Genomic DNA, 17,743 nt, shown 5'->3' with positions numbered 1-17,743 from the left:
AGGAAGAGTGGAGAGGTAATGATGTATAAAATATCTGATTTTAAGGATGAAGTCATTAGAAGAACAATGTGCTTGTTTCAGAATCATTTGTTTTTATTGTTTTTTATTGTTTTTATTGTTGTAGTTGGTACATTTGGAATTTGGGTTAGTCCCATTTTTGTCGCACCACAATTCGATTGGAATAATTTGAAAAATAGTTTTAATACACTAAATTTGCTTGCCTTCACGCTACCCCTTCTAGTTACCCTGGTGTTTGACAAAATTGTTACAGTGCTAGCAAAAGGTAAAGCGGAAGAAGCCGCTGTGGCAATCTGGTTTTCGGTATTATTTGTAGTGGTTGTAATGTTCGTTGGTATTTTATTTGTTTTTGGCTATAAGTCAGGCAGTGGTTTTACTTGGCCTTCATTTTTTGCTTGGTTACTTGTCTTATACGTATGGATATTAGGTAATGTAGACAATCCTAATTATCAGAAGAGTGAAGAAGACAATGCCGCTTCTGGTGGCCCAGAAGTTAATCGTGGATTGCTTAAGCGCGGAGGTTAAAGTGAAGAATTTTTTTGAAACTGCAGCAATATATGTCAACCAACCATTTGGTGGTTTTTACATCGCAGCAATTCCCGTTAGCAAGCTAATTGAAGTCTGTTACTCATTTCCTGCTGTGTACGGAGATGAGATACTTAATGGTGTGCAAAGAGGCTTGAATAAGAAAAGAATTAAGGATATTTCTGAATATAGTCAAACAGATTCTGCATTATTTCCAAACTCAATTATTTTATCTGCCAATATCCTAAAAGATGGTACTACACCAGAAGAAGGGGCATGGGAAATTAATGATAATAGTGAATTGATTATCCCTACCAATGACGAATTAGCATCTATTGTGGATGGACAGCATAGAATAGAAGGATTAAAAAAAGCATTGAATGAAGGGGAGTTAGATGAAGATTTTTCAGTTGTATGCGCAATATATTTTGAGTTGACTTCCCCACAACAAGCAGAAGTTTTTGCTACCATTAACTTTAATCAGCAGAAAGTGGATAAAAGCCTAGCCTACCAACTATTTGGTTATGACTTAGACTCGACTGAAAGTGATTATTGGGCTCCAGATACTTTAGCAATATACTTTTCCCGTCTTTTAAATAAAGAAAAAGACTCTGCGTTTTATAACAAAGTTAATTTTGGGATGAAGAAAAAAGTAGTTGAAATAGATCCCCCAAAAACTCTAGACGTATTAGATGAATGGTCGATATCAACATCCACAATTGTAGAAGGAATAACTAGATTGATTTCTACTAATCCAACCGCAGACAGGTATGTCTTACACAAGAAAAAAATCATAAGAAATAAACGAGAGGTGTTGAATAAAATAAAATCTAATGCACCGCTAAGAGAATATTATATTAAAAATCAAGATGGTCAGCTCTATGATTTGGTAAATGATTATTTCAATTTTTGGAGAGGATTTGCTTGGAATAATCGACTTGCTTCATTTATGTACAAGACAATTGGTATTCAGGCTCTGTTTGATGTTCTAAGAGAATTGACAAAAGTACATGGTACAAATATACAGGAAATATTAAGACAACTGGAGAAATTAGACATAAAGAAAATTGAAGTTCTGGATGTTAATTTTTCTGGTATTGGTCGGGGTCAGATAAGAGATGAATTGAAAGAACAATTAGATTTATAGTAGAGCTTATCCACCGAGAAAGCGAACACTTCTCGGTGGATAAGGCTAGATAGCCATCGCAAAGTCGCGGAGGTTTTTATGGTTTCTTAAAGAAGCAATTCCATCCTCAACATGAGCAGCCCAAGCCTGCTGGTATTGCTTCGTGTCCAATTCTGAGTAGTACATATTTAGAACTAACTCAGTCACATCACCTGTTTCACCTAGCCAAGTGTACTTATCTAAGACTAGTGAGCCATCTAATTTGGTTTCTTGGCCTTGGAAACGAAAATCGCTTTCGATAGAGCGAAAAAATGCAATACGAGCAGACACATTAGGGGTAACCCCAGTGTAGGCTTTCAGCTTTTTTAACTGTTCTTCTGTTGAACGGCTCAAGTTCATTCTGTTAGGTAGCATTATATTGCCTCGCTTAGATTCTTTTCCCAGAAGTAGCCTTCTCGAAGTTTGGATGATTTAGTACTGCCATCAAATTGAATCTCAAAAGCATGCGAAATATCGTCTTTTAGGTAGTCACTACTGAAATAAGACTCATCAATCTCTGTATCGGTTGAGAGAATAATCACTTGATGGCTAGCCTCTGGGAAGTAGTGTTCGATTAGTTTGTCTCTGTGCTTTGAGTCAAGCCGGCCTAAGGGTGTATCGATAATAATTGGAAGCTTTTTACCTGAAGTTTTACCCAAGGCCTCAAGTATTGAAATCGCATATATTTGCTTTTCACCGGCAGATAAACCTTTACGATTAATCACATGTTCATGTTCATCGATGAGTTCGACATCAAAGGTTTGGGTATTGATGCGAGCAGAGAGCTGTAGGTCGTCTTTACGCGCTAGTTTTTGATAGCTTTTGATAAACTCAGCTTCTAATTGCTTAACCCGAATCGTGGTTAACTGTTCACTGAATTCTGCCAGCAGCGCATGGGTGTTCTGCGCATTGGTAAGCGATGCTTCTGCGTTTGCTGCTACTTTATGCTTGTCATGTAGCTTTTGGATTTTACGCGCACAATCAATTGCTTCGCGGTAGGCTTTTTTGGCGGCTTCAGTAATGGTTTTATGTTCCACTACTTTTTGGGTGCGTTGTTGGTTCAAGGCATTCAATGCTTGCAACTGAGTTTCTAACTGTTCTTGTTCTGGAGCCCGAGAGATATTGACAGATATGGAAGCTACCAGCTCTTCAACTTCTGCTAAGCGAATGCGAGCCGTGTTAAAGCGCTTGTATGATGCAGGTGCTTGAATGTTAACTTGCGCCTTTACTTGCTCATATTCGCGCTCAGAAAGGTCGAGTTTTATTTCGGTTAGCTGTGTTTGAGCTTGTCTATCAGCCGCGCAACCTTTAATTGTAGCAAGTACTTGTTCGGGATTGGGTAGTGAGTGGGTTAGTTTAGTTTCGACCGCGCTCATAAAGCTATCAAGCTCGTTATTAAAGCTCAGCGCTTGTTTGCTTTGTTTTTCTGCTTCTAGTTGCGCAAGCAGGTTTTGCATCGCCTTTGGAGCCAGCGCAAAGGGCAAGTCAGTTTCTATTTCGTTGCGTAGGGTGCGCTCAAGTTCTTTACGCTCAGCTTCTAGTTCGGCCTGTTTTGCTTGTTCTTGCTCGCGACTTTGCGCCCAAGCACCGCCGCGCTGCGAGAGCTCTTGCTCGGTTTTTGCGATGTCGTTTTTGACTAGGTCAATCTTAGCTCTACATAAGGATGCATTGTTGCTAAGTTCCTGCGCCGCTTGCTCGTGGGCTTTACGTTGTTGTTCGAGCTTTTCTATTTGTTGTTTGATGTTGTCAGGCATGGCTGCCACGTCGTTGCGCTTCAAATAGATGGCTAAATCGTTACGTAGTCGCTCGGCTACGTCTATGCCTAATAGTCGACGTACGGCGGTTTGCAGTACTTCACCGGATTCATCTTCTGCAAGATCAGCAATTTTTTCACCATCGAAGAAGAATAGCTCAGATATACCCGCGGGGATTAACTCGTTAAGAAAGCTCTGACATTGGTCGTAGCTCATGCTGCTGAGCTCAGCGTTGTTTTGCTCTAACACTAACTTGTCTTTTTGGCCGCGCTTCCATCCACGGGTAATACGATATTCGCTTTCTACGCCATTTTGACTATGGGTAAATACCAACTGAATAGATGCTTTATCGTCGCTGATGCCAACGCCCTTGTGAATGAGAGCGTCGAGTTGTTTTTGATATTCAGCCGCATGCATGCCGCGGCCAAAAGCAGCACGTCCGTAAAGGGCCACGCGCACTGCAGACAAAATAGAAGTTTTACCTGCACCGTTTAATCCACCAAACAAGATAATGGGCGAGGGGTCTACAAATTTGCTTTTAGCGCGTGGTGCGAGGTCAATCTCGTGTACGCCGCGAAATACTCGAAAGTTATTGATGATCAAACTTTTGATTATCATTTACAGCTCCACTTTTGCTTGTTTGTCTAGGGCCAAAATTTCGTCTTCGTATTTTGATATTTGGTCTTTATGCACATCAAAGTCCGCTTTGCTTTGGTGCTGGGAGTGCCGAAGTTTAATTTCCTCAAGACTGCCCCAATCTTTTCGTAGAAGACTACCGAGCTTATCAAATACGCCGGTACGCCGGCTTAGGCCCTCGAGTGATACTTCCAAATCGAGTAGTTTTTGAACCATTTCTGGCTCCACAGCATAGTTCTGGCTCAGCTCTGCCAGTAATTGTGCTTCGACTTCGCCAAAACTATTGTTGTCATTAATCACCCAATTTAGATCTTTACCAAAAATATCACGGTAGATTTTGGGCAAGGAGTCTGCCCAGTCCGGTTCGTTAGGGTCGTTTAACCATTCTTGACGAATAGCATGTAGCTCTGGCTCGGTGATCAGCGTTACTTGGTAGCCGTCTTGGTTAAAGGCAAACTGCTGGGCTAGCAACTCTTTTACCCAGGCTTTACGGTATTTTAACCAATAAGGGCCGGGTACATGGGCTCGGGTTTCACTTAACTCTTGGCCTTCTTTTACTCGCTGGTAATTAACGCGGCCTTGTCGGCGCTTAAAGTTACGGTAAATGTCTTTATTGGCCGGTACGTTAGTTTTTGCAAGCTTATTTCTAAAGTTAAGTAGCGGTTGCATCCATTCTTCGCCATTTTTTATCAGGCTCTCCATGGCGCGGTCTTTGGTTACCACTGTGCAAGTCCAGCAGCCGAAGCGAGAGTTACCACAAGACGGTGTGCTGTCATCAATCACCATGGGGCATTCGCCCTGATCAGAGGAGTCTTTGTATAGATTCCAAAGGGTGAGGTTTTTGCCGCCCCATGGGTTTTCCCACTCAAGCTCGTAGTCATCAGCCCATTTTTTACCAATCCCCATAGGGGAAACGGTCACTTCTAGGCTGCAAGCTCGAATCAGTTTCCAAACATCATCCATACTCCAGGTATCAATTGGCGTATAGATGAACGCATTGGCAAGGGTGGTGTGACGCGCCAACCTAGAGTTGTCGATTTTGTGTTTCGAAATCACCTGCGCACGAGAGGCACTTTCTTGGCTTCTTGAACCCAAAATCACAATCACTTCGTCGTGTTGAGAAACTTTGTCTTTGATAAAGTCGCTCACCGGGTCAATCTTCATACGCTCTGTACACCAACGAAAACTTTGAGTCGGTGCTGGGTAGCCCTTACCGAGAAGACAAGCCCAGAAGGATTGGTCTGGTTTTGGTAGCACTTTATGCGTTGTAATTGGTAGCCCGTCACGCTTGGCTTGCGAGCCAATGCTTTCTAAAGAACGATTTACATGGTCAACGACTAAGGGGGTTTCAACCAGGGTATCAGAGGCAACCACGTAAATAGGCTTGGTGCGTTTAGATTCATCTAAAGCAAGTAGAGCTAGATAGATTAAGGTCACGACCGCCGACGAGTCTTTGCCACCGCTGTAGCCTATCACCCATGGGCGTTTATCCGCGCAATATACGGCCTGAACATCATCAATAAAATGTTTTAATGGTAACCCTTCTGATGCTTCTTGTTCGCGAATTAAGTCACGACTTAGATTAAGACTGACCACATGTTTAAGCTCGTCATCTAAAGCGTTATAGCGACCTAAATCTGTGGGTAGTGTATCCGCATTTTTATAGCGCTGGAATCCGGCAAAATACTCGGCTTGTACATATGCAAGCTGCTCTTCACTTAGTCCGGCAGCATTAAAGGTATCAGCCATTATGGTTCTCACTCGTAGGTATATGTTGATGCTCTAATGCTCTTTCATCCGGTGTTAATGGTAACGACAAAGCTTGTTTTAAGGCATTGGTGGTTAGGATAATGTTGGTTTGGGCTTTACTTAGTTTTCCGTGCAGCATACTGCGATTAGCCCAAAGCGGGTTTGACTTGCGCCAATCAACCGCTTTAAGGTTTTTGACCGTTTCTTTCCAGTGTTCTGGTTGAGCTGTTATTAAGGCGCAGCCCAGTGCGCCCAAAGCATGTAGCCCTAAACCGTGAGCATGAATATAATCTTGACGAAATGAAGAAGGCGCTAGCTTTTTATCGATGACCATTTGCCATTCAGGTGTGGCTTGGTACACAGCGCTCCAATATTCGACAGCCAATGCAGTTTCTTGCTCGGTGTAACCATCTTTAACTCCTTTCCCCAATAAAGCTCGATTCGCTTGCTTTAAACTACTTAGGGTAAACAACTTGCCACTTTTAGAGCTGATGCTGGATTTTTCCATTTCAGTAAATCCATCAAAAGGTTTTATCGTTTTGGCTAGGTGCCTCGCTAGTAGGGCGCTTTCGTCTCTGTGGTCATAGAGCGCACCTAACGAAGGACTCGGTTTAACTGCGTACTTGTTTAGGTCGGCAAACATTTGCTGACTGCGGGCTAAGCCTTCATCAACGAAAAACAAAACAGCAATATTGTCGTGTGCTATATCCGGGTTTTCTTTAAGTGCGGCTTCAATTGCAGCGCGTCGATGCTGACCGTCATTAATCAGTATTTGTGCATCCATAGGGATGCGCAAAGTACCTAAGTTAGGTGTATTGATTTCATCGTGCTCAATAAAAGACACGGATGACGCAACCGAAGCGGTAAGCGCCGAAAACACATATTCCTTGGGGTTTTCTACCAAGTAACGAACCATTTCTGGAATTCGCGCTTTATTCAATGTACGTTGAGCACGCAGCTCCGGCGGCACTTCGTCTTCATCGAATACAAATATTTTGGGGATTGTATTTAGTGGACAAGTTGCAATAAAGAAGGGTTTTCCGGCCTGTAGCCCCCGGACTGCGGGGAACGAAAAGCAGTATCCGTCTTGAGTTGTATTCACGAAGTGCACCTAACGTGTTAATTAACGTTTTTACAGTATAGCAAACGTTATTCAATCACGTTAGTTTGTTTTGAGGAAACGTTACTGGATTTCATGATTTCGTATTCTAATGCAAGGGTTCAAGTAATTAAATAGCTTATGCATTTGGAAGCAAATTATATGTTCTAGATTTTCTCTTAGTCTTACGTAGCTTTATGCTTAGCTACCTCAATTACCTGTTTTCAGCGTGTAGTTTACTATGTGCTTGTTTGAAGAGGATAGCGCAAACTGCAATTGCTGAAACGTGATGTTTTCTGTATTCATTATTTCAACAGCGCTTAACAATGATTGAAGCCGTTTATCAAAACTATACTGTTTCTTGTAGTTCTCCGCATCGGTGGTTAGATACAAATGCTTATTCAGTAGCGGCGGCCTAAGCTTCTCATCCACATAGTCAAAAAAGTCGATGTCTTGGTCTGCCATTTTTATCTTTATTCGCTCAACTAAAAAGGGCACTGACTTTTCGAAATCGTCATAGGCGGTAAGTGTTAGTTTGCTCGAGGTACTATGAATTTTAATAAGATCAATGGCTTCATCTAGCTCACCATACATTTGTAGGGCTGCGCCCACGTAGGTGCGCAGCAATAGCGGTAGCTGGTCTACAAACTGTTTGTGGAATATTAGCGAGTGCCCTTGATTGAGAAGGCTGGCCGACATGGTTTTATGGGCCTTCTCGCATTGGCTGTTAATCAGCTTGGTATCGGCAATTGCGAACAGTAGTTCTGTGGCCAAGTTCAGTGCTGTTTTGTATTCCCCAAACAACGCTTTTATGTCGCGCTTTAATTCTTCAGGCTGTTGGGTATATGGCTTTCTTTTTTCGAACAGTCCCATTGCAAAGTAGAGCAGTAAATCTTCTTTACGGCTTTTCTCAGCTTTTTCATATTCGCTGGTGTCATATAGTTCTTTGAGCAGGCCAAAGGCTTTTTTGTGCGAGCCAACTAAAGCCCTGATTGTTTCAGACTCTGCAAACTCGTCGTTGGCAGGAATGCGGCCCAGCGCTAGGCACTGATTCCAAAAGCGAGTAAACAGTTCTTGCTGTTGAGCTATGACCAACTTGGCTTTGTCTTTGGACTCTAAGGTTTGCGGGCTTGTCAGTTGCTCCCAACGTTGGTTTCGTTTGTATTTACGTTGTAGGTAGCTTTGTTCTTCTAGTTTGTCTTTAAACACGTAAAATATGCCGGGGGCCACGGCGATAGCTTGTTCTTGTAAACTGCGTTCGATATAAGACTTAACTTCAGATTGGGCATAATACTTTTGAAAGGTATTACGGGAGGTGATTACTCCATCTTTATATGGCTTGAACTGGGCAATGTAACTCTCGTTAGCCAACATCACAGAAACCACCAGTAACTTGCCACTTAACTCCCAAGCGCCAAGCAGTGCATCTAGGCGTTCGTGTTGGTCTTCGATAACGTTAAGTACAAAACCAATATTAACGATATCAGAGTTTAGTTTTTCAGTATCGGGGCTAAAGTTAGGATCCCAGCCTATGGCATCTAGTCCGTGAGCTTCTAGCTCACGCAGGTCGTCACCGCGTCCGCAACCATAATCAAAAATAGAGTAATCACCTTCCAAATACCCATGTTTAACCAAGGTTTTCATGGGTGACGACAACTCGTGTCTGACAATAGCAGTGCGGTGTCTATCTATACCCGCTACCTGCGTTGGCGCTGCTAGTGCCGATGAGCGAAATAACCGGCCGTCGACTAACTCATACCCATGTCGTGCAATTAGATGTAGCCAAGAACTTTTAAAACCAATGAGCCTAGAATTCTCATATAGGCCTGCTGTTTCACCTTCTTGAGTTATCATTTTAAAGTTTTCAAATTCTGGATGATTCGGGTCAATCATGGTTTCTTTGCGGTGCAGTATCGGCGGGTTATCTGTCTCTGAGTAGCTGGTGATTTTGTGATTCAAACGAGTTAAGTCGACGTTTAAGCTCTGCGATAAGGCTGGGTAAGGGTCATCATAAAAGTTAGGGTAATGCAGTAATGATAAGCGAAAATCGCGCTTAAATAGCTTGATGATATTCCATTGTTCAGGCCCTAACTTTACTGCGTTTGCTACAGCGGGGATAAAGCTTTGTAGCTCACTCGGCAAACTAAACATCGCGTCTATGTGTAGATAAATGGCGTCGGGCAGTTGTTTGCCGATTTTAGCTTGTTTCACTAGTTGCGAGTATCGTTGTGCGTCCATATGTGGCCTCAGTTCTTTGAACAACAATTATAGATGTTCGAAAAGGCTAGTTGTGGCATCGCCCGTCGCACTTTTTGAATTGACACGAACACCCAGAGTATTCGGCATACGTATCAATGCATATTTGGATTCTTCAGGGCCAACACTGACGTGCAAAGGACGACACTTCCCATAGAAATAGAGCCTATCAAATGGCAGTTCTTTACAAATGTATTGAGCAACAAGGTGCATTTGGTGTTCGTAGCCTTCTACCAAAATATCGCAAGCCGCACCATCGCGTTTGCATATAGGGTTGTTTCGCGAATTCAACTCCATTGCGGCATGCTGGTCAATATCAGGAGCCATATCACCATCGCTGTATTTTGTGATATACCGAAGCAACTCAAAGCTGGTAAAACCATAAGAAATTGTTGTTTTTCCTAAGGCATGCTCTATAGGGGTAAGAATGCTTTCTTGCAGCGTTTCAAGGTAGGTCAATGAGCTTGCATTCGGTAGATTACAGCCTTTGAAGTCAGAGTGCTTAGCTTTATACCAATCAACTAATTCCATGTGAGTAACCATCTCCATTATGTTGAGCTACGCTGGTAGTCAATTATAACCCGTGTTTATCGGTTGTCGGCTTTGATAAGCAGACATAGTACCGCAAAAAAGCAGTTCAAATTAGTGTCTTAAATTTCCTTAATGCCTCTCAACCTTAATAACCCATTAGGCCCATGCTCCCGTTGTTATTGGGCTTTATTGGTTTAACTCGCGCAGCAACCTTTGTTAGCGGGGTTTTGTTGTATTGGGGGGCAAGGCACCGTGCCGTAGGAGCAATACACACAACAGTCCCCGGCTTTAGGTGTTAATAGCTGTTGGCATTGTTCACATGGGTAATACCACTGGCAGGCGTTTGTGGGCATCATTTCTACTTTTTTATGGCCACAGTTTGGGCACGTTATCTCAGATTCTAAGACAATATCCTTCATGACCGTTTCCTCGATTTGTTTGGCGGGGGCAGTTGAGTAGTAAGCTTAACCAAGTGCTGATTGTTCGGGATATCTTTGCCAACACTTCTGGGTATGAGCGAAACTTTAACCCGCCACACTACAGATTCTGTTTTAATCCATTACACTCGTTAATAGGGCTTACCCGCTACGCCAAATATTGCCCATTAGATGATAAGTGATAATACCATGTCTGATATATGTGATTCGTTAACAGTGCCATGCCTTCTAGACACGTGGCATTTAACCGAGTCTGAACTTTATTACTGGTTACTTAAACAATCGGCCAATCAAGACATTGCTTTTGATTTGCTACAAGAAACCTTTCTACGGGCCTTACAGCAAAAAAAAGCCTTTTGTGATATCAAAAACCAACGTTCGTGGCTATTTCGGGTTGCCCGAAATTTGTATGTAGATATGTTGAGGCAATCTAAGCGACTTAGCTATGATGATGGCTTATTGCTTTCTGCTTACGCAGACACTACGGAGGAGCAGCCCGTTGTTGATAGCCTTGCTCAGTGTTTACCTATCGCCCTAAAGCAGTTAAGCCCGGCCGATCAAAACATCATAGAAGCTTGTGATCTGAAAGGCATGGCGCAGCAACAGTTCGCAAACCAACATGGCTTAAGCTTAAGTGCCACCAAGTCGCGCATTCAACGCGCCCGCAATAAGCTTAAACTCACCCTAAAAAAGCAGTGTCAAATTCGGCTAGATGAGCAGCAGCGGGTTTGTTGCTATGTACCAAAAACCTCGAGTTAAGCCCTCTTTCACATCTCTTTATATTCTCAGCCAAGATTAATGTGCATCTTTTAGGGCGTGCATGCGTCTTATTAGAAAGCATCGGCTAAACATCGCTAAGCCTTGCTTGTAGGAATATAGGAGCCGATATGTTTGAAATTTTTGCCCTGCTGGCCGACTGGTTAACTTATCAGGTATTGGCTTTGCCTCGCGCTTCGAAGTTGGCGGGGGCAGTACATTTTTTTATCGAAGATACCAGCAAAATCATGCTGCTATTAGTGGTAATGATTTATGTCATCGCCCTGTTTCGTGCTTCGCTCAATGTGGAGAAGGTTCGTTACTATTTGGCGGGTAAAAAGCGGGTTTTTGGTTATTTGAGCGGCAGTTTTTTTGGGGCCATTACACCTTTTTGTTCTTGTTCTAGTATTCCGGTGTTTTTAGGGTTTACGTCGGCAGGCATTCCGCTGGGCATTACTATGGCATTTTTGATCACCTCTCCATTGATTAATGAAATTGCCATTCTGTTGCTATTTAGCTTGCTGGGTTGGAAGTTTACCTTGCTGTATGTGGGTGTAGGGATGTTGATTGGGGTATTAAGTGGCCTTTTTTTGGATGTGATAGGGGCAGAGCGTTGGTTGCAACCGTTTGCGACCAAAGCGATGAAAGCCGCTAAGGCGCAACGGCAATCTCCTTTAGGCGATCAGCCATCCGGCAGGCTCTCATTAAGTGCTAGGCATACTTTCGCCAAACAAGAGATGGCTGAGATAGTGGGGCGGGTTTGGAAGTGGGTATTTATTGGTGTGGGCATTGGTGCCGGTTTGCATGGCTTTGTTCCAGAGGGCTGGATAGAAGCGCATTTGGGGGCAGGGCAATGGTGGTCTGTACCTGCCGCTGTATTGGTGGGCATTCCGCTTTATTCAAATGCTACTGGCGTGATTCCGATTATGGAAAGTTTGCTCAGAAATGGATTACCAATAGGTACTACTTTGGCGTTTTGCATGAGTACGGTTGCGGCCAGTATCCCTGAGTTTGTGATGCTAAAACAAGTCATGCAATGGCGCCTATTAGGGTTACTGTTTGCCTTGCTACTTACGGCATTTACCGTAATGGGTTGGGTATTTAATTTATCTATATGGGGTTTTTAGGAGAGAAAAATGAAAACATTTAAAGTGCTAGGCTCGGGTTGTGCCAACTGTGTAAACACGGCCAAACGGATTGAACAAACGGCCAATGATCTACATATCAAGGTGGTAGTCGAAAAAGTCACGGATCTTGAAACCATTATGAATTATCAGGTGATGTCTACACCCGCTGTGGTGCTCAATGAACAGTTAGTGCATTCTGGCGGCGTACCCAATAAGGAGGTGATTACCGCTTGGTTGAAAGAATAACTCACCGCCTCAAAAGCCATAGCATGAGTTAAAGGCTGCGAACGGAGCGTTGCAGATGAGCTACCGCTGGTGGATGGTTTCGCCAACGTTTGGGTAACCGTGGGCTTGCTGGGTGTGTTCTTGTCGAGTAATGATTAAGGCGTGGGCTGTGGAAGAAAGTGCTAATAGCTAAATGTAAGCCCGCCCACGGTAAATAATGAGAACTAAACTCCTCGAGCAGGCCTTACATTTTATCGTTAAAGATTAGTTAGACGTTTTCAAAACAAATTTCAATGGTGGCGTGCCCATGAATTGAAGTGAAAGGGATCAACACCTTAGGGCCTTCGGTTTTATGGGTAATAGTATGAGATGGGCCAGACACAACAACCGGTGTAGCCATGTCAAAGTCATAACCACTGTCGGCTAATAAGCGCTTGGCTCCGCCGGTTACCATGTTGGTGATTTCGCCCACCATGTCGGTCACTTCTTCATTTATAGAGTCGGGCGCTTCGCCTAGCATACGGCGCATGATCTCTATGGCTAAGCCCTTATCAAAGCTAATTGAAAGTGAGCCCTTGGTTTGCGGTCCAACCATACCGATCAGCCCTGATACGTCACCGCGAGCCAATTCATCTCGTTTTAAACCAGGTTTTCCTGGTTTCAGCTCTAACTGAGCCATCGTTTCCAGAACATTGAGAAGAGATTTAAGAAAAGGGTTTACAAAATTTACGTCCATAGTTTCAGATAACTTCCTAGTCTGAATGAATTTAGCATTGCTGCAAATAAGGTATTCTACAGCCAAATAGCGTTGCTTTGGCTTAAGCATCGCATGAGATCCGATGTGCTGCAACTTTTACAAATAAAACTACGAGCTCACTCACTGATTACTATAGTCCTGATTGCCTCCAGTGGCAGCATTAAAGCAGGCTTTATTATTTCTTTTGTTAGTTGTTCATTGCGTTTAGGCCAAGTGGTTTTAGGCTTAGTTGCTTATTCTCATTAGCTAGTCGCTTCTATTTGCTCATCGCATAGGCTTATGTCAAAGGTATGTTGGTGGCCTACAGTGGTCGCTATAGGCCAGTTGCTGCTCTGGTTATGTTGTTACTTACCCTTATAGTTTTGGGGCAGGCCAATAGATACTAGCCTGAATAGGTAATGCCTAAGCCCTTGAGCTCGCCAGCTGGCTAACTCAAAAGTGCGTTGTAAGTTGTTACTAAGCGCCCATAATCCGCCTTCTTTATAAAGATCTTTCCAATGTTTTTTGAAAACCTTGAGTCGTCCATAATAAATGTATTGCCAGCGCGCTGATTCATTGCCTTGATTAGATCGTCTAAACCACACCAGTGCTTGGTTAATAAACTTGTATTGATGACCCTGACTTAGCAGGGTAAGAAACAAGTCGTAATCTTCGGCAACGACGTTGGGATCAAAGCCGCCAGCTTGAATAAAATGCTCTCGTTTTACTAGCCAGCTAGATGGAACAATATGAGAATCTACCAGGCTGTCTTTTAAGGCTAAATATTCGGGTTTATTGATGCAAGTTTCATTGGCGCTGCCTTCTTCACTAAAAATGCGGGTTCCACAGTGACAGCCCGACAGCTCTGCTTCGTCTTGCATTAGCTGTTGTTGCAGCGCTAATTTGTTGCTTTCCCAATAATCATCAGCGTCTAGAAAAGCCAAAAACTCCCCTTTAGCCTGTTTAGCGCCGGTATTTCTGGCTTCAGCAATACCCCGGTTCATCGGGTGGTCAATAATGGTAACTTGCTGAGCATATTTTTCTAGAAATGAGCGGGAGTCTTCTTTAGAGCCATCATTGACAACTAGGATTTCTAAGGCGGGTGCCGTTTGCTGAAACACTGATTGTAAGGCTTTATCAATATACTGATCATTATTGTAATAGGGGATAATGACAGAGGTTTTTGCGTCCATGCTAAATCCTTCGTTAATTAGGCAAAAATTACCAAGTTTTCGCTCTCGGTAGTATACTATCCGGCTAGCGATTCGTTAGCCTAGCATGTTGCTATTGATGTTTGTTTGACCATACTCAAAGGGGTAGGGTCATAAACGTAAAGTACCTACTTAATTTTTCTTTTTATGTGTTGAGCCCCATGACTGAAGTTTCCCTGTTCCAACCCCATCGTTTTTCGGTAGCCCCCATGCTCGATTGGAAGAACTTTTAGAAAATATCCATTAAAATCAATAACTAAAAGTCTTACGTTAATATTAGGGGGCAATTAGGGGGCAAACTTAGATTAGCTATTTCTACAATGCTCCGAACAACCTTCAAAGCTCATATTATTGCCCTTCAAAAAAAAATCGACTTTTTTTACAAATAAATTTGGATTTACTCAAAATACTTTGTAATAACTTTGGGTATGGGCAATTTTGCTCATACGTTCACGTCATCTATCAGAGGTAAAAATGACAGAACGAAATACCCGCGTAAACAACAATCTATTTTCTACTAAAGCTATGCTGGCTGGCATGTTTGGAATGAAACCATGCGTACCACTTCAAGAGGTGACTCAAGAGTTTCTTGATATGTCGTTTAATACCGCTCAACGTAAAGCTAGATTAAATGAACTGCCGTTCCCAGCATTCAGACTTGGCAAAACACAAAAAGCACCTTGGTTTGTATGCTTGAATGCTCTTGCCGAGTATGTTGAAGAGCAGAGCAAATACGCAAAACAACAGTGGCGGAGAAGCAACTCATGAGCAATGTTACCGACTTTGTAAATATTGAGCTTTTTCCGGATGCGAAAGATAAACAAAACTTAACCGAACTTTTCCGGTCAGCAAGTCGCTCATTTGAGCTTAAGCAAGTGTTTAGGAACATTAATAATGCTTATTCAGAACCATCGGTCGATTTATGCTACTTGCTTCGCAGTTTAGCACCTCGAGAGTTAGAGGGGGTGTTTGCTATTATGCGATTATTTAATCAACAAAAAGGTTTAAATCGAATTTTAAATGAAGAGTACATGAACTCTTTGTACCTATAGCTTTGAATTTTGTAAGTGATGATAGTTGAAGTCATCACTTACGATTTGATGATCGGATTATAATTTAAGCCGAACTCTTAGTTGTTCAATAGAGTTGGCTTGCGAGTCTGAAAGGCTTACGTCACTGAGTTCTTCAAACGTTTTTTTGAGTCTATTTAGCTGTCTCTGTTGCTGCTTTATCTCTCTGTTCAGCCTAGCATCAAACCACTTGTCAGCTTGATTTTGCAGCTTCGCAGTTAGCTTTTGAGTTTCTAAACTAGCGGCAGCATTTCTTTGCTCATATTGCCATTTTTCTAGCCGCTCCCCCCTGCTTAGCTCATGTGGTTTGTAGTCTCGATGATCTATGCCTATATGAGTTAATACAGCTGTGTTGAAGGCGCTTTTAAGTATCTTTGTCCCTTGTTTTTGCTGTAGTGCTTTTAGCACTCTTCCATCAACCACTTTGCCAACAACTAGGTGAACATGGTCACCAGCCCCCCTAGAGTTTGTTTGTTCTTGCTGATGCAGAACGGCACGTATTTGAGATTGAAATGACTTCATCTCACTAGAGTTAAGCTGCAGCAATTCAGCTAACGCTTTACAGCAATCTGCCATTACGTTTTTCCATTGGGTTAAGGTCGGTCGATATCCTTGTGGTAGGGTTAAACAGTATTCCATGGCGTAGCTAGAAAGCGGTCTGCCACCTTTCTTATTTAGTTGTTGTTTAAGTCGAAATTGTTCACCTGCAAGAGCTATTCGCCGCGCAGTTGAAGCATTTCCGAATAAGGGTAAAAGTTCTTCAGTACAGCGGTGGTTAGGGTGTTTTTGAGCCAACAAATAGCGTTCTCTAGCGATAACCCCTTCCGTTCCGGCTTTTACCGCTTGTGTTGTTACAGTCCAGTTTTTAAGCATGTTTTTATTAAGTGTAAATAATTATTTAGCTTACATACAACTGCTCACTAACTATGTTTATGGCTAGGTATTCAAGATAGGACAACCCATAGCTCCGCTGGGATGTCTACTTGCGAAAGGGAGACCCTTTCGAAACCCCCATGAAAATTTTGAGTTTACTGTTGGAAATACTATGTTTTATAAAAACATGACTAACACTGTTTTGGATAAATCATTTTTTAGTATTTTGAATCAACCTGAACTACTTAAATTACATATTGAAAAAACAATCGTTAAAAGGAGTGTTTCAGCTGGTTACATTTCACAGTATGACGTCGAGGAAAACACACCTCGTTACAATCTACTTTTAGCAGCAGTAGAGAGAAATCTACAGTCACAACAGTTGATGGCGCCTATGGTTTTGGTCGGCAAGAATGCTGTTACTACAGGAGAGGCTCGGAGCATCGTAGAATTGAAGATAGATACAGTAAGTCGAAATATAGCAAAAAGAATTTTGGATACATCTCCTGCATTAGACTAGTGAGACGGTTAACTGGCAAGGGCAACATCCCAGATAAAACACTTTAAATATTTGTAATGTTTAAAGTAATCATTGATGCCCTTGAACCTAGGGTTGTTATATACAAAATGTCCAGTGATAATGTGACGGGCCACCAACCACTTAGGTATACAAATGCAACCAACAGAAATTCTTCGGTACACCGTGATACGAGAACTTCACTTATTACCTACAATCCAAACCGTATGGCCAATCTGGCAAAGTCATATTCGTTCTCTAGTCGATACTTCTCAGTTAACATCAAGAGACTTAATTGCAATTGGCAATAATTTATACGATACGTTTAGGAGTACGAGTAATGGGCGGGGGCAATCAGATGTATCGTCTGGAGGAGCTGCGTGGGAAGCTCTAGTTTGTTGGTATTTAAACTTATGTTTAATAGGTAGCCGAACAGTAATTGTAAAATCGAAAAAAGCTAATATACCACAGTGTATTTCAGACAGTATAAACGTTAATTATGGTAATTTTACTTCCAATACTGAAAGTGACTTATTAGCCATAACATTTCCCGATACTCCAGAGCTATCTGTTTCATTCACTGGAAGTCATAAAGCCCTAATGGAGCTCTTAAGTGAAGCAGTCGAGCAGAACTTCACAGATACAGAGCTGGGTATTATCCAGTGCAAAACCAACTGGAATGATAATGCGCAAATTCCAATGCTTTGGGACTTAATTTATGCATCTCAAGGCTTTTCATCTAGTGCTAAAGTCGGCACGAATGGATTTAGTCATAGAACACTAAAAAAATTTACATATTCGTTTGTAACAGTGCCGACTGTAGAACCAAGTAGATTTAAAGCAACATCAACTGCGGTTATGCGAGTTAAAAATTTGTCAGGGGGAAATTATTGGGGGCTACCTTCTAGTACAGGTATTGCATCTAACCTCTTTGGCATCATTCAGAACAACTTCCACACAAGTCATAGTAACTACAGCAATGGATGGCACAATGATATAGCTATTGAAGTCCAGAACATGAGGTCAAGTGACAACGTCTTCCAGCTTTAAAGCAAAAA

The 17,743-nt window shown here is 42.3% G+C and carries 19 protein-coding genes; 9 read left to right on the top strand and 10 right to left on the bottom strand.

Annotated features, from left to right (window positions below; translation table 11 throughout):
• Window positions 1-18: 18 nt before the first annotated feature.
• Complete coding sequence (locus tag ACVFI8_RS06290; RefSeq protein WP_457873384.1) at window positions 19-543, top strand: hypothetical protein; 525 nt, start codon at window positions 19-21, stop codon at window positions 541-543.
• 1 nt (window position 544) lies between these two features.
• Window positions 545-1,690: a DGQHR domain-containing protein gene (locus ACVFI8_RS06285; protein ID WP_457873383.1), complete on the top strand. Its 1,146-nt coding sequence runs from the start codon at window positions 545-547 to the stop codon at window positions 1,688-1,690.
• A gap of 45 nt (window positions 1,691-1,735) precedes the next feature.
• On the opposite strand, the gene dndE is transcribed toward ACVFI8_RS06285, so the two are convergent.
• The 7 genes from dndE to ACVFI8_RS06250 all read right to left on the bottom strand — a co-directional run bounded on the left by dndE (window position 1,736) and on the right by ACVFI8_RS06250 (window position 10,152).
• On the bottom strand, window positions 1,736-2,083 hold the full coding sequence (dndE, locus tag ACVFI8_RS06280) for a DNA sulfur modification protein DndE (protein WP_457873382.1): 348 nt from the start codon (window positions 2,081-2,083) through the stop codon (window positions 1,736-1,738).
• Complete coding sequence (dndD, locus tag ACVFI8_RS06275; RefSeq protein WP_457873381.1) at window positions 2,083-4,080, bottom strand: DNA sulfur modification protein DndD; 1,998 nt, start codon at window positions 4,078-4,080, stop codon at window positions 2,083-2,085. Before dndD ends, dndE begins: the two co-directional genes overlap by 1 nt.
• A complete protein-coding gene (locus tag ACVFI8_RS06270; RefSeq protein ID WP_457873380.1) occupies window positions 4,081-5,847 on the bottom strand; it encodes a DNA phosphorothioation system sulfurtransferase DndC in 1,767 nt (588 codons plus the stop codon).
• Window positions 5,840-6,949 carry a DNA sulfur modification protein DndB gene (gene dndB, locus ACVFI8_RS06265; protein WP_457873379.1) on the bottom strand — a complete coding sequence of 370 codons (1,110 nt, stop codon included), beginning with the start codon at window positions 6,947-6,949 and terminating at the stop codon, window positions 5,840-5,842. The genes ACVFI8_RS06270 and dndB overlap by 8 nt, the downstream gene beginning before the upstream one ends.
• A gap of 207 nt (window positions 6,950-7,156) precedes the next feature.
• On the bottom strand, window positions 7,157-9,184 hold the full coding sequence (locus ACVFI8_RS06260) for a DNA phosphorothioation-associated putative methyltransferase (protein WP_457873378.1): 2,028 nt from the start codon (window positions 9,182-9,184) through the stop codon (window positions 7,157-7,159).
• Window positions 9,185-9,211: 27 nt separating this feature from the next.
• On the bottom strand, window positions 9,212-9,733 hold the full coding sequence (locus tag ACVFI8_RS06255; protein WP_457873377.1) for a hypothetical protein: 522 nt from the start codon (window positions 9,731-9,733) through the stop codon (window positions 9,212-9,214).
• A gap of 194 nt (window positions 9,734-9,927) precedes the next feature.
• On the bottom strand, window positions 9,928-10,152 hold the full coding sequence (locus tag ACVFI8_RS06250; RefSeq protein ID WP_457873376.1) for a GDCCVxC domain-containing (seleno)protein: 225 nt from the start codon (window positions 10,150-10,152) through the stop codon (window positions 9,928-9,930).
• A 207-nt stretch (window positions 10,153-10,359) separates the two neighbouring features.
• Between ACVFI8_RS06250 and ACVFI8_RS06245 the strand changes: the two genes are divergently transcribed.
• The 3 genes from ACVFI8_RS06245 (at window position 10,360) to ACVFI8_RS06235 (ending at window position 12,299) form a co-directional block, all read left to right on the top strand.
• A complete protein-coding gene (locus tag ACVFI8_RS06245; protein ID WP_457873375.1) occupies window positions 10,360-10,929 on the top strand; it encodes a sigma-70 family RNA polymerase sigma factor in 570 nt (189 codons plus the stop codon).
• 128 nt (window positions 10,930-11,057) lie between these two features.
• Complete coding sequence (locus ACVFI8_RS06240; protein WP_457873374.1) at window positions 11,058-12,053, top strand: permease; 996 nt, start codon at window positions 11,058-11,060, stop codon at window positions 12,051-12,053.
• A gap of 9 nt (window positions 12,054-12,062) precedes the next feature.
• On the top strand, window positions 12,063-12,299 hold the full coding sequence (locus ACVFI8_RS06235) for a thioredoxin family protein (protein WP_457873373.1): 237 nt from the start codon (window positions 12,063-12,065) through the stop codon (window positions 12,297-12,299).
• A gap of 247 nt (window positions 12,300-12,546) precedes the next feature.
• Here ACVFI8_RS06235 and ACVFI8_RS06230 read toward each other — a convergent pair whose 3' ends face one another.
• Both ACVFI8_RS06230 and ACVFI8_RS06225 read right to left on the bottom strand, forming a co-directional pair.
• The gene (locus ACVFI8_RS06230) at window positions 12,547-13,014 is read right to left on the bottom strand and encodes a chemotaxis protein CheX (protein ID WP_248715590.1); all 468 of its coding nucleotides are present in this window, start codon (window positions 13,012-13,014) and stop codon (window positions 12,547-12,549) included.
• Between the two features lie 365 nt (window positions 13,015-13,379).
• Complete coding sequence (locus ACVFI8_RS06225; protein WP_457873372.1) at window positions 13,380-14,207, bottom strand: glycosyltransferase family 2 protein; 828 nt, start codon at window positions 14,205-14,207, stop codon at window positions 13,380-13,382.
• 492 nt (window positions 14,208-14,699) lie between these two features.
• Here ACVFI8_RS06225 and ACVFI8_RS06220 point away from each other — a divergent pair, with 492 nt between their 5' ends.
• Together ACVFI8_RS06220 and ACVFI8_RS06215 are read left to right on the top strand one after the other, a co-directional pair.
• Window positions 14,700-14,993 carry a pyocin activator PrtN family protein gene (locus ACVFI8_RS06220; RefSeq protein ID WP_457873371.1) on the top strand — a complete coding sequence of 98 codons (294 nt, stop codon included), beginning with the start codon at window positions 14,700-14,702 and terminating at the stop codon, window positions 14,991-14,993.
• Window positions 14,990-15,277 carry a hypothetical protein gene (locus tag ACVFI8_RS06215; RefSeq protein ID WP_457873370.1) on the top strand — a complete coding sequence of 96 codons (288 nt, stop codon included), beginning with the start codon at window positions 14,990-14,992 and terminating at the stop codon, window positions 15,275-15,277. The genes ACVFI8_RS06220 and ACVFI8_RS06215 overlap by 4 nt, the downstream gene beginning before the upstream one ends.
• Window positions 15,278-15,334: 57 nt before the next feature.
• On the opposite strand, the gene ACVFI8_RS06210 is transcribed toward ACVFI8_RS06215, so the two are convergent.
• Window positions 15,335-16,168, bottom strand: coding sequence for a hypothetical protein (locus ACVFI8_RS06210; RefSeq protein ID WP_457873369.1), 834 nt, complete (start codon window positions 16,166-16,168; stop codon window positions 15,335-15,337).
• Between the two features lie 172 nt (window positions 16,169-16,340).
• On the opposite strand from ACVFI8_RS06210, the gene ACVFI8_RS06205 reads away from it, so the two are divergent.
• Both ACVFI8_RS06205 and ACVFI8_RS06200 read left to right on the top strand, forming a co-directional pair.
• Window positions 16,341-16,688: a hypothetical protein gene (locus tag ACVFI8_RS06205; RefSeq protein WP_457873368.1), complete on the top strand. Its 348-nt coding sequence runs from the start codon at window positions 16,341-16,343 to the stop codon at window positions 16,686-16,688.
• A 153-nt stretch (window positions 16,689-16,841) separates the two neighbouring features.
• A complete protein-coding gene (locus tag ACVFI8_RS06200) occupies window positions 16,842-17,735 on the top strand; it encodes a hypothetical protein (protein ID WP_457873367.1) in 894 nt (297 codons plus the stop codon).
• Window positions 17,736-17,743: the final 8 nt, after the last annotated feature.

The organism is Agarivorans sp. MS3-6, from assembly GCF_054112545.1.
The sequence above is the reverse complement of the archived record's forward strand: the minus strand, read 5'-3'. Positions and strand labels throughout refer to the sequence as shown.